Source organism: Nitrosomonas communis (assembly GCF_024102715.1).
GTDB lineage: Bacteria > Pseudomonadota > Gammaproteobacteria > Burkholderiales > Nitrosomonadaceae > Nitrosomonas > Nitrosomonas communis_B.
This window is the reverse complement of sequence record NZ_JAGFJM010000045.1, coordinates 1-11,599: the sequence shown is the minus strand read 5'-3', so window position 1 is coordinate 11,599 and position 11,599 is coordinate 1. Positions and strand designations below refer to the sequence as shown.

Annotated in this window: 11 protein-coding genes, 1 tRNA gene and 2 pseudogenes; 13 read left to right on the top strand and 1 reads right to left on the bottom strand. The window is 41.6% G+C overall.

What is annotated here, in order from left to right; genetic code table 11:
* The first annotated feature begins 331 nt into the window (after nucleotides 1-331).
* The 12 genes from thrS (at nucleotide 332) to J5I83_RS04420 (ending at nucleotide 10,814) form a co-directional block, all read left to right on the top strand.
* Nucleotides 332-2,242, top strand: coding sequence for a threonine--tRNA ligase (gene thrS / locus J5I83_RS04475; RefSeq protein WP_304053595.1), 1,911 nt, complete (start codon nucleotides 332-334; stop codon nucleotides 2,240-2,242).
* Nucleotides 2,243-2,265: 23 nt separating this feature from the next.
* Nucleotides 2,266-2,859 (top strand): translation initiation factor IF-3, encoded by a 594-nt coding sequence (infC, locus tag J5I83_RS04470; RefSeq protein ID WP_369683393.1) that lies wholly within the window; start codon nucleotides 2,266-2,268, stop codon nucleotides 2,857-2,859.
* Nucleotides 2,860-2,998: 139 nt separating this feature from the next.
* Complete coding sequence (gene rpmI, locus J5I83_RS04465) at nucleotides 2,999-3,196, top strand: 50S ribosomal protein L35 (protein WP_304053593.1); 198 nt, start codon at nucleotides 2,999-3,001, stop codon at nucleotides 3,194-3,196.
* 11 nt (nucleotides 3,197-3,207) lie between these two features.
* Nucleotides 3,208-3,567 carry a 50S ribosomal protein L20 gene (gene rplT, locus J5I83_RS04460; RefSeq protein WP_304053591.1) on the top strand — a complete coding sequence of 120 codons (360 nt, stop codon included), beginning with the start codon at nucleotides 3,208-3,210 and terminating at the stop codon, nucleotides 3,565-3,567.
* A gap of 85 nt (nucleotides 3,568-3,652) precedes the next feature.
* Nucleotides 3,653-4,672, top strand: coding sequence for a phenylalanine--tRNA ligase subunit alpha (gene pheS, locus J5I83_RS04455; RefSeq protein ID WP_304053589.1), 1,020 nt, complete (start codon nucleotides 3,653-3,655; stop codon nucleotides 4,670-4,672).
* Nucleotides 4,673-4,720: 48 nt separating this feature from the next.
* Entirely contained in the window at nucleotides 4,721-7,099 is a 2,379-nt protein-coding gene (gene pheT, locus J5I83_RS04450) for a phenylalanine--tRNA ligase subunit beta (RefSeq protein WP_304053588.1), read from the top strand.
* A gap of 200 nt (nucleotides 7,100-7,299) precedes the next feature.
* A complete protein-coding gene (locus tag J5I83_RS04445) occupies nucleotides 7,300-7,608 on the top strand; it encodes an integration host factor subunit alpha (RefSeq protein WP_304053586.1) in 309 nt (102 codons plus the stop codon).
* Nucleotides 7,609-7,733: 125 nt separating this feature from the next.
* Nucleotides 7,734-7,883 carry a hypothetical protein gene (locus J5I83_RS04440; protein ID WP_304053584.1) on the top strand — a complete coding sequence of 50 codons (150 nt, stop codon included), beginning with the start codon at nucleotides 7,734-7,736 and terminating at the stop codon, nucleotides 7,881-7,883.
* A 93-nt stretch (nucleotides 7,884-7,976) separates the two neighbouring features.
* A tRNA-Pro gene (locus J5I83_RS04435) sits at nucleotides 7,977-8,053 on the top strand.
* 176 nt (nucleotides 8,054-8,229) lie between these two features.
* Nucleotides 8,230-8,979 carry a 5'/3'-nucleotidase SurE gene (gene surE / locus J5I83_RS04430; protein ID WP_304053583.1) on the top strand — a complete coding sequence of 250 codons (750 nt, stop codon included), beginning with the start codon at nucleotides 8,230-8,232 and terminating at the stop codon, nucleotides 8,977-8,979.
* Between the two features lie 41 nt (nucleotides 8,980-9,020).
* Nucleotides 9,021-9,683, top strand: coding sequence for a protein-L-isoaspartate(D-aspartate) O-methyltransferase (locus tag J5I83_RS04425; RefSeq protein WP_304053582.1), 663 nt, complete (start codon nucleotides 9,021-9,023; stop codon nucleotides 9,681-9,683).
* A 21-nt stretch (nucleotides 9,684-9,704) separates the two neighbouring features.
* Nucleotides 9,705-10,814: a peptidoglycan DD-metalloendopeptidase family protein gene (locus J5I83_RS04420; RefSeq protein WP_304053580.1), complete on the top strand. Its 1,110-nt coding sequence runs from the start codon at nucleotides 9,705-9,707 to the stop codon at nucleotides 10,812-10,814.
* 23 nt (nucleotides 10,815-10,837) lie between these two features.
* Here J5I83_RS04420 and J5I83_RS04415 read toward each other — a convergent pair.
* Nucleotides 10,838-11,076, bottom strand: a pseudogene (locus J5I83_RS04415) (IS5/IS1182 family transposase); the annotation flags it as partial.
* Between the two features lie 46 nt (nucleotides 11,077-11,122).
* Here J5I83_RS04415 and J5I83_RS04410 point away from each other — a divergent pair.
* A pseudogene (locus J5I83_RS04410) lies at nucleotides 11,123-11,599 on the top strand (transposase); the annotation flags it as partial.

Genomic DNA, 11,599 nt, shown 5'->3' with positions numbered 1-11,599 from the left:
TGACGATGAAGAGGAAGATGACGAGGCTGAAGAAAGTGAAGAAGAAAGCGGAGAAGGTGATAAAGAAGAAGCTGCTGATGAAGAAGGCGCCACTGATGAGGACGAGGATTAATTTGGCGTTAACTTCATAGGGGCTGAAAATTTAGATCATTTTGCTTTGAGAGAAACCCGCGCGAGGTTATGTTTGCGCGGGTTTCTCTATTTGCATCTGAAAATCTGAGCGAAAGATTAGGCAATCTCAACTCATTGCAAAGCTGCTCGTTTCTTTACGCTGCTCAGAGTAAAATAATTACATAGATAGGTAGTTGCTTAAAACTAGAAGGGAAAATCAGTGACTGTTATACGTTTGCCAGATGGTTCAGAGCGGATATTTGATCATTCGGTGACTGTTTTGGAGGTTGCGGAATCAATTGGTGCCTGCCTTGCACGCTCAGCATTAGCAGGAAAAGTGAATGGTAAATTGGTTGATTTGTCTAATCGTATCGAAACAGACTGTGAACTGATTCTTATTACAGAGAAGGATGCTGAAGGTCTGGAGATCATTCGTCATTCAAGCGCACATTTATTAGCACATGCTGTTAAGGAGTTGTTTCCAGATGCGCAAGTAACCATCGGGCCTGTTATAGAAGACGGTTTTTATTATGATTTCTCGTATAAACGTCCCTTTACACCGGAAGATCTCGTCATAATAGAGAAAAGAATGGTAGACATTAGCAGGCGAAATCTAAAAGTTGAGCGCAAAGAGTGGGAGCGTTCTGCCGCTATAAATTTTTTCAAAAATCAGGGAGAGCAGTATAAAGCTCAAATAATCGAAGCGATACCCGAAAGTGAAGCTATTTCCCTTTATTCACAAGGTGATTTTATTGATTTATGTCGCGGTCCTCATGTGCCATCTACATCCAAACTAAAAGTTTTTAAATTGATGAAAGTAGCTGGTGCGTATTGGAGGGGCGATTCTCATAATGAGATGCTGCAAAGGATATATGGAACAGCATGGGTGCGGAAGGAAGATCAGGATGCATTTCTACGGCGTATAGAAGAGGCTGAAAAGCGTGATCACCGCAAATTAGGTAAACAATTAGATCTATTTCACATGCAGGAAGAAGCGCCTGGAATGATCTTTTGGCATCCCAAGGGTTGGATTCTCTGGCAGCAAATCGAGCAGTATATGCGTCAAATACTGAATCAGAGTGGTTACTTGGAAATTCGTACTCCTCAGGTTCTTGATAGATTTTTGTGGGAATGTTCGGGTCATTGGGAAAATTTTCGTGAGAACATGTTTGTTACAGAATCTGAAGAGCGGCACTTTGCGATCAAGCCTATGAATTGTCCTGGCCATGTCCAGGTATTTAATCAAGGGATCAAAAGTTATCGTGATTTGCCTCTTCGTCTTGCCGAATTTGGATCATGTCACCGGAATGAAGCGTCAGGGGCCTTGCACGGTCTTATGCGCGTACGAGCTTTTACCCAGGATGATGCGCATATATTTTGTGCAGAGGAGCATGTTCGAGCTGAAGTGATTCAATTTATCGATTTGCTGCAACGTGTGTATAAAGATTTTGGGTTTCATGAAGTTTTAGTCAAGCTATCTACTCGCCCGCAAAAAAGAGTGGGAGCTGAAGAGCAGTGGGATAAGGCGGAATCGGCGTTGCGTTCCGCTTTAATTGAGAAACAGCTTGATTGGGAGCTGCAGCCAGGAGAAGGCGCCTTTTATGGTCCTAAAATAGAGTTTTCATTGAAAGATAGTATCGGGCGAGTGTGGCAATGTGGCACATTGCAGCTGGATTTTTCAATGCCAGATAGGCTAGGTGCAACTTATGTTTCTGAAGATAATTTGAAAAAAACACCAGTAATGCTGCATCGAGCAATTTTAGGTTCATTAGAGCGATTTATCGGTATTCTTATTGAGAATTATGCTGGTGCACTCCCACTATGGCTTTCTCCTATTCAGGTAATAGTTCTAAATATTTCTAAGAACCAGATAGATTATGCGCAACGTGTAGTGAATGAGCTTAGGTATCATGGTATCCGTGCAGATTCGGACTTGAGAAATGAAAAAATAAACTATAAAATTCGTGAACATAGTTTGCAGAAACTACCCTATCAAATAATTGTAGGGGATGTTGAGGTAAAGGATAATGTCGTTTCTGTACGCAGCCGGTCAAATATTGATCTCGGTCAGATGCCATTGCAGATATTGATTGATCGGCTAAAAGTAGAAATCTTGGAAAAGATAAGTTAATTTTATATAGATAGCCCGGAGGAATTGCCATAAGTCAGGAAAAAAATGTACGTATAAATGAGGAAATTAATGCTCCCGAGGTACGATTGATTGGTATAGATGGCGAGCAAATCGGTATTGTTACGCTTGCTGCTGCAAATGCACTTGCCGAAGAAAATGGTGTGGACTTAGTTGAGATTGCGCCAGGAGCACAGCCACCAGTATGCCGCTTAATGGACTATGGGAAATATTGCTATCAAGAAAGTAAAAAGAAGCACGATGCAAAGCTTAAGCAAAAGCAGATTCAAATCAAAGAAATTAAGTTTAGACCGAATACAGATGAAGGTGATTACAGCATCAAATTGCGTAATTTGATTAATTTTCTGAACGAGGGTGATAAGGTAAAAGTTACCTTGCGGTTTAGGGGACGCGAAATGGCGCATCAAGAATTTGGTATTCGTCTGTTGGAACGAGTAAAAGATGACCTTCAACTCCATGCGATAGTGGAGCAATTCCCTAGATTGGAGGGAAGGCAAATGGTGATGGTATTATCACCCAAAAAGAAGGAAGTGAAAAAAGGTAAATCGAAAGAATTAAAGCAAGAGAATAAAAATTCTACAGCTATAATCACTTCGTAAACTGCTAATCACTATTATTGAACAACAAGAACTAGTGTATTAGTTTTTAGAATTTATAAAAATAAGTGATTCTGGGTTTTAAAGCTTTCTAACTAAATAGAGACACCTTGAGTCATATTAATAAAATAGGAGTTAGATCATGCCTAAAATGAAAACCAAAAAAAGTGCCGCTAAGCGCTTTAAAGTAAGGGCTGGTGGTAATATTAAGCGATCCCAAGCATTTAAACGGCATATTTTAACCAAGAAAACTACCAAAAACAAACGGCAGTTACGTGGGACTACTAGTGTCCATTCAAGTGATATAGCATCTGTGCGTGCTATGTTACCTTACGCATAAGGAGATTTTCAATGCCAAGAGTGAAGCGTGGTGTAACAGCTCATGCACGACATAAAAAAATACTTAAATTAGCGAAGGGGTATCGAGGCCGCCGTAAGAATGTTTATCGTGTAGCTAAAGAAGCGGTTATGAAAGCGGGCCAATATGCATACCGCGATCGTCGTCAACGGAAAAGACAATTTCGTGTTTTATGGATTGCACGTATTAATGCAGCTGCACGTGAGTATGGTATGACATACAGTAATTTTATGAATGGCATAAAAAAAGCTGGTATTGAGTTGGATAGAAAAGTGCTAGCTGATCTTGCTGTTTTTGATAAAACTGCTTTTGAGAAGATAGTAGAAAAGGCCAGAATAAATCTGGCGCTCTAATTTAGTTAAAACAATAAGTTAAGGGAGATCAAGGAGAAGAGCGCTTGATCTCCCTTTTTCTTGCATGATTTAGCATATTACTTTTATGAAAAACCTGGAAAATCTTGTAAGTGAAGCAGTTATTCTGATAGATAGAGTGGAGAATGCAACTGAGCTCGAGCAAATCAAGGTTCGCTATCTGGGTAAGGAAGGGGAATTAACTAAATTGCTTAAAGGACTAGGAGCGCTTCCGCAAGCTGATCGGCCGGTTATGGGCAATCTGATTAATCAAGCTAAAAAATTATTGGAGGAGGCGCTTGATCGAGGTCAGAAAATTATTGAAGAAAAGGAAATGATAGCGCGGCTAGAAGGAGATGCGCTAGATGTGACATTGCCTGGGCGCGGACTGGGTATCGGTGGCTTGCATCCAGTATCGCGAGTATTGGTGCGTATTGAATCGCTATTTCGCTCGATTGGCTTTGCTGTCGCTTCAGGTCCAGAAATTGAGACTGATTTTTATAATTTTACTGCACTTAATATTCCAGAAAATCATCCTGCTCGTGCAATGCACGATACTTTTTACGTGGATAATGTGAATTTGTTGCGTACTCATACATCACCAGTTCAAATCCGCTATATGAAGGACCATCAACCACCTATAAAAATCATTGCGCCAGGACGCGTATATCGCTGTGACTCTGATGTAACGCATACGCCCATGTTTCATCAAGTGGAAGGGCTATGGATGGACGAAAATGTTAATTTTTCAGCTCTGAAAGGGATATTGATAGACTTTATGCAAAATTTTTTCGAACGTAAGGATTTGCCCATACGCTTTCGGCCATCGTTCTTTCCGTTTACAGAGCCTTCTGCAGAAATGGATATTGGTTGTGTCATGTGTGATGGAAAGGGCTGTAGAGTATGCAGCAATACAGGATGGTTGGAAGTGCTGGGTTGTGGCATGGTACACCCGAATGTTTTGAAACATGGTGATATGGATAGTGAAAAATACACTGCTTTAGCCTTTGGTCTGGGAGTGGAAAGGTTGGCAATGTTACGATATGGGGTAAATGATTTACGGCTATTTTTTGAAAATGATTTACGTTTTTTAGAGCAATTTAATTAAATAAATTTTCTCATTCGTTCATTACAGCTTTACTTATAAATTATTGCCATGAGATTTTCTGAGAATTGGCTTCGCACGCTGGTAAATCCGGTTTGTTCAAGTGATGGGCTGGCGCAAATATTAACAATGATAGGTCTAGAAGTTGAGAGTGTGGAGGCTGCGGCTCCACCCTTCGATGAGGTAGTTGTGGCTGAGGTGGTATCTGTCCAGAAACATCCGGATGCAGATCGCCTCAGTGTGTGCCAGATAGATGTAGGAGCGGTTGATAATAAACTGCTTCAAGTAGTATGTGGTGCGCAAAATGTTGATGTTGGAATGAAAGTGCCTTGTGCCTTGGTTGGTGCTCATTTGCCTGGCATTGTTATCAAGCAAAGTAAATTACGTGGTGTGGAATCTTCTGGTATGTTGTGTTCCGCAAAGGAACTAGGGTTGAGTGAAAGGGCAGAGGGTTTGCTTTTATTGCCCAAGGATGCGCCAACTGGTATGAATTTTAGGGATTTTTATACGCTTGATGACAAAGTTTTTTCGCTGAAGCTTACGCCAAATCGCGCAGATTGCCTCAATGTCTTCGGGGTGGCACGAGAGATAGCAGCAATTACCGCAGTAGATTTTGTTTTACCAGACATTGAGCCAGTTAAGAGTGAAATCAACGATGCTATAACCGTATGCGTTAGTAATCCTGAGATGTGCCCACTTTATTGTGGCAGGGTAATTCGTGAAGTATCACTTAATGTATCGACGCCGCTGTGGATGACTCAACGATTAGAGCGAGGCGGAATACGTGGGATTAATGCGGTAGTGGATAGCCTTAATTACGTCATGCTGGAAATGGGGCAACCAATGCACGCATTTGATTTTGCAAAAATTGCAAGTGTACGCCCAGGAAAAGTTTATGTGCGTTATGCAAAAAGCGGCGAGTACTTAGAATTGCTGAATGGAGAAAAAGTTGAGTTGCAGCCAGATATGTTGATAATCGCTAGCGAGAATGGACCATTAGCATTGGCTGGAATCATGGGAGGGATTCAAAGTGGCGTGCAGTTAGAAACTACAGATTTATTGTTAGAAAGTGCATTTTTTTCTCCTGAAGTGATAAGTGGAAAATCATTTCGCTTAGGTTTCAGTTCGGATTCTGCCCACCGGTTTGAGCGTGGAGTTAATTTTGCTGCGACACGAAATGCTTTAGAGCGGGCAACTCATTTAATTCTAAGTATCTGTGGGGGTAAAGCTGGTCCGATTACTGAGGTTAAAAATGCATTACCAGAACGTAACATCGTAAAGGTTCGCCTGGGTCGTATAAAACGATTGCTGGGGATTGATATGGTAAGCAGACAGATTGCGGAGATTTTTGCGCGCTTGAAATTCACTTTTTTCGTTGAAGGTGATGTTTTTCATGTTACACCGCCACCTTACCGTTTTGATCTGAAGATAGAAGAAGATTTTATCGAAGAGGTAGCGCGCATCTATGGATACGATAATATTCCTGCAAGATTACCGTGTCCAGTGATGTCCATGCTTCCAGAATCTGAGACTATTAATTTTTCTTCTGCCAGATTAAAGCATATTTTAATAGACCGGGATTATCGTGAAGTAATCAATTACGCGTTTGTGGATGCTAATTGGGAGTTAGATTTTGCAAATAATATGTCACCCGTGGCGTTGAAAAATCCAATTGCGAGTCAAATGAGCGTAATGCGTAGTAGTTTAATCGGAGGACTTGTTGCTAACTTGCAATTTAATCTTAATCGCAAGCAGAATAGAGTTCGAATATTTGAGATCGGATGTTGTTTTACTAACAATGAAGACAATTATCAGCAAACCGAGAATATTGCCGGCCTTTGTTATGGAGATGCAGCGCCAGAGCAATGGGGACAAATTGCTAGAAGTATTGATTTTTTTGATGTCAAGATGGATTTAGAGTCTCTATTCTGGCCGGAGCGGGTAAGATTTGAGAAATTTTCCCATCCAGCTCTGCACCCTGGTAAGGCAGCCCAAATTTATAGGGGGAATAGAATTGCAGGTTGGTTAGGGGAAATGCATCCACGCTTGCAGAGAAAGTATGATTTATCCAGATCTGCGATATTATTTGAGCTGCATACTGATTCTTTATCCACAAGAATTTTGCCGAAAGTTAAAAAACTTTCCAAGTTTCCCCCTGTGCAACGTGATATCGCAATTGTTGTAGCTGATCATATAAGCGCCCATATGCTGCTGGAAAGTATGAATACTGAGAAAGCGGCAATTGTTTCTGAAATTCGCCTTTTTGATATTTATAGTGGAAAGGGAATGGAGCCCGGGAAAAAGAGTCTTGCTTTTCGTATTTTGTTACAAGATGCTGAAAAGACTCTAATCGACAAGGAAATAGATGATGCGATTGCAAAATTGATTAGCATATTAGAATCTAAATATAATGCTAAGTTACGGGGATAATCTCACGCTGAGGATCCAGTTATTAAAGGGTATTCTTGGTGTTTCCCTATGTCGATTTTTATTGATATCAATATTAATATCCATCTCTCTCAAGTTGGAAGAGTCTCGTAATCTTTGATGCATGAATTGCATAGATAATGTATTGGTTCTAAATATATTTTGTTTACGAGCTAAAATTTGTTCATATAGGTAGGATAAACATGGCGTTAACAAAAGCAGAATTGACTGATCTGTTGTTTGAAAATGTAGGGCTCAATAAACGAGAAGCTAAAGAAGTGGTGGAATCCTTTTATGAGGAATTACGTATGGCCCTTCAAAAAGGGGAAGGAGTTAAACTTTCTGGCTTTGGTAATTTTCAACTGCGTACTAAGCCTCAACGGCCTGGACGTAATCCTAAAACGGGTGAAGAAATTCCCATTTCAGCGCGTCGTGTAGTTACTTTTCATGCTAGTCAGAAACTTAAGTCAATGGTAGAGAAGAACTATCATGGGAAACATGAAGCCAAATAGTGTTTCCTTCCCATAACAACGAAACAATATTTTACCATTAGAAAAATAAATGAATAATGGAGTCAAATCTTGTTTTGTTGTAGGATTAAGAGCAAAAATTGTCTGATTGAAATCAATTAAGAAACATGGAAGATCAGCGTTATTATCACCATCAAGTTGATGCCTATATGACTCTTTTTATTGTGAATGATATGCACAATCGCTTGCAATCTAGTGCTGTGTCAATGCTCGTTAAGTCAACTGAAACTTCAGATGCAGAGGTGGTGGCTGTATAATGAAATCAAGAGAGTAGTGCTTGCGCTTCTTTCTTGATTTGTTGTATGGGCGATTCTAATGTCAGAGTTTGTATTTGCTATAATCTAACTCATCGGGGCGTAGCGCAGCCTGGTAGCGTACTTGCATGGGGTGCAAGTGGTCGGAGGTTCAAATCCTCTCGCCCCGACCAACCTAATTTTACATCATGGGATGAATGTATTGCTTAGAGAAAGGGTGTTAGGTATTTTGATGTGGTGAAGTGTTAATTTAGTCAGCTAGTTTATTGAGTCTTTTATGAATAGCAATTAGGAATTAGATTTAAATATAATATCTTGATTTTTCATTAATTTTATAAAGTTAATTCAAATGCGCATATTGCTCAGTAATGATGATGGGTATTTTGCGCCAGGTCTTGCGTGTCTTGCGAATGCCCTTTCTAGTATAGCTGATATAATTGTGGTGGCTCCTGAGCGTGACCGCAGTGGCGCAAGTAATTCTTTAACACTTGATCGTCCACTTAGTTTGCACAAGTCACATAATGGTTTTTATTATGTTAATGGTACACCGACAGATTGTGTGCATCTGGCAGTGACCGGCATGCTAAATGATTTGCCGGATATGATCATCTCTGGTATTAATGATGGTGCTAACATGGGGGATGATACAATCTACTCTGGAACTGTTGCCGCCGCCACTGAGGGATTTTTGCTCGGCATACCCTCAATTGCTGTATCCCTTGTGAGTGCTTCTCGTGGTAATTTCACAACTGCAGCAAATGTTACATTGAATATGGTGAAACGATTCATGGAGGAAAAATTTCATGTTCCTATTCTGCTGAATATCAATGTCCCTGATATCCCGCAAGAGCGTTTACAAGGAGTTGAAATAACGCGACTGGGGCGGCGTCACAAGGCTGAAGCAGTTATTAAATCTCGCAGTCCACGCGGGGAAACTGTTTATTGGGTAGGCGCTGCGGGTGCCGCACAAGATGCGGGCGAGGGAACAGATTTTTTTTCCATCCAGAATAACTGTGTGTCGGTAACTCCCTTGCAAATAGATCTCACGCGATATGATCAAATAGGTTATCTGAAAGATTGGTTGAAGTTATCATACTAACTCTGTTTAGATTGGGAAAATATAACGGGAGATATTGATTTGTGAGCATGCGTCATTCTGGTATTGGCATGACATCACAGCGAACGCGGATGCGTATGGTGCAGCGTTTACGTGAACAAGGCATTACCGATGAAACAGTATTGGCTGTAATGAATGCCATTCCTCGTCATCTTTTTGTTGAAGAAGCGTTAGCATCTAGAGCCTACGATGATGTGGCATTACCAATTAATTTCGGTCAAACAATTTCAAGTCCATGGACGGTAGCAAGAATGACCGAGCTTCTTCGTGCAAATTCGAATCTTGGCAAGGTGCTTGAAATAGGTACTGGCTGTGGCTACCAGGCTGCATTGCTAGCGCAACTTGCGCAAGAAGTCTATTCAATTGAACGTATCGGGCCGTTGCTTACTCGTACACGTATACGTTTGCGTGAGCTAAGAATCAGCAATATTTATTTGAAGCATGCGGATGGATTACATGGTTTTCCGGAAGCTGGACCATTTAACGGTATCATGATGACGGCGGTGATTACTCAGGCGCCAGCATCACTGCTGGAGCAACTGATGGTGGGGGGTAGAATGGTTTATCCAAAGGGAAGTCAAAAGCAGAATTTGTGTGTGATAGAGCATACTCCCCATGGCTTTATTGAGACTATACTAGATGAAGTAAAGTTTGTCCCAATTTTAGCTGGTGTCATAAGTAAATAAGCAATACAGGAGGAAAATAAGATGCCAGGGATTATGATCAAGAAAGCCAATTTAGAAATTTATAGCGTTATCGTTATGGCTATCTTAGTAGTAAGATCGAAGCTGTTTGCTATTTTATCTGGCATATTACTTGTTTTTCCCTATCTTTTAATTATTGGTTGTATTTCACCATATCCCGCGCCAGTGGTTGAGTCTCAGAGAGACTTAAATCAAACAATAGAGAAAGCAACGAGCAGGCAAATCTATGTTGTGCAAAGAGGGGATACGCTCTATGGTGTTGCTCTTAGACATGGCATAGATTACAGGGAGTTGGCGCAGTGGAATGGGATCGTTGATCCAAATACTCTTAGGACCGGCCAGGAAATTGATTTGGCCGTCCCATCCAGGCAGAAAGCGTCCTCTCAACAGAAGCAAGTGATGTCAGAGAAGGTGACTGCAGCGCAGCCGACTCTATTTGCAGTTCCTCAGCCAGTATTGTCTTCAGAAGCCAAGTTCTCTTCTGAGGAGGCCAAACAACTTCCATCATCAATTCCACAAGTGGAGATGGATGCTTCAGCTGGCTCAATTGTGACGGAACCCAAAAGCATCAAATTACCCTATTCCGAGAAGGCAGTGGTGCAATTAAGAGGTTCAGAAAGTTTACCTAATACACCTCTTCCTATATCCCCTAAAGCAGAAACTGTGGCAATGGCTCCGGTAACGCAGAAAATTGCTGAAAACGAGAGTATTCCTAGAAGCGGTTCTCAGAAACCTGAAGCTAAGAGCAATAGTAATATCAGATGGGGCTGGCCAACTAATGGGCAGGTGCTGAGTAGGTACACTGAGAAATCTAAGGGAGTGAGTATTTCTGGAAAACCTGGTCAATCAGTTTTAGCATCTGCGGATGGAACTGTAGTTTATAGTGGTAGTGGATTACGCGGGTATGGAAAATTAATTATTGTTAAACATAACGATACTTACTTGAGTGCTTATGGGCATAATAGTAAGATTCTGGTTCGTGAAGGTGAAACCGTGACAAAAGGCCAGAAAATAGCGGAAATGGGAAGTACTGATAGTGATACTGTGAGGCTTCACTTTGAAATTAGAGAGCGAGGAAAACCTGTTGATCCTCTTAAATTCTTATCTAATTAATTGAGACTTTACTTAGAGTCTGTTCAAAGTCTTTGCAGTAACAATGCCAAGAAAGCAAGATGGACGAACTGTAGGCTGGTGTTGAGTTTGCGTTCACAATTTTTCCACAGCCGCTGGTATTTTTCCAACCATACGAAAGAGCATTCTACCACCCAGCATTTTCGGCATCACAGAAAAGGTGTGCAATTGACTGCGCCGAGCAATCTGCACAGTTGCGCCAATTGTGGTTCTTCACTGCTTCAGCGAATGGTTATCCCACATAGAACAGCGACGATGGAATCGCCGTATCACTTGATCGCTTGAACACGCTGCTCGAACGGGCCGAGAGAATCCACAAGCAACTGTCTAAAGACAGGAACAAGCTCTACGCCCTGCACGCACCGGAAGTCGAATGCATCGGAAAGGGGAAGGCGCGTAAGCCCTATGAGTTTGGCGTCAAGGCCAGCATCACCGTTACCCACAAGCAGGGGTTGATCGTGGGTGCTAAAACTTTTCCCGGCAATCCTTACGATGGCCAAGCTGTGGAGCCAGTAATCGGACACCTAAAATCAGATGATCGGATGGATCGTTGCTGGTTACAGGGCAAACTGGGCGATGCGCTCTATGCAGTACTGTGCGCAGCGAGTTATAACCTACGCTGGCTGTTGCGAGCAATGGTTCGCCTGGGACTGAAGGTGGCTTTTTTGCGCCTTTTATTGATTCAGTTGGCCAATCCTATAAGGAGCGAACTTGTAACTGTTGATGTGAATACTCGGCATGCTAAAATTATATTAGCGGCCGGGTGA

Bases quoted from the DNA above. Each gene is read 5' to 3' on its own strand.
- J5I83_RS04440 (WP_304053584.1), top strand. From the start codon at position 7,734: ATGGAAGATCAGCGTTATTATCACCATCAAGTTGATGCCTATATGACT.
- rpmI (WP_304053593.1), top strand. From the start codon at position 2,999: ATGCCTAAAATGAAAACCAAAAAAAGTGCCGCTAAGCGCTTTAAAGTA.
- surE (WP_304053583.1), top strand. From the start codon at position 8,230: ATGCGCATATTGCTCAGTAATGATGATGGGTATTTTGCGCCAGGTCTT.
- pheS (WP_304053589.1), top strand. From the start codon at position 3,653: ATGAAAAACCTGGAAAATCTTGTAAGTGAAGCAGTTATTCTGATAGAT.
- J5I83_RS04420 (WP_304053580.1), top strand. From the start codon at position 9,705: ATGCCAGGGATTATGATCAAGAAAGCCAATTTAGAAATTTATAGCGTT.
- rplT (WP_304053591.1), top strand. From the start codon at position 3,208: ATGCCAAGAGTGAAGCGTGGTGTAACAGCTCATGCACGACATAAAAAA.
- J5I83_RS04445 (WP_304053586.1), top strand. From the start codon at position 7,300: ATGGCGTTAACAAAAGCAGAATTGACTGATCTGTTGTTTGAAAATGTA.
- pheT (WP_304053588.1), top strand. From the start codon at position 4,721: ATGAGATTTTCTGAGAATTGGCTTCGCACGCTGGTAAATCCGGTTTGT.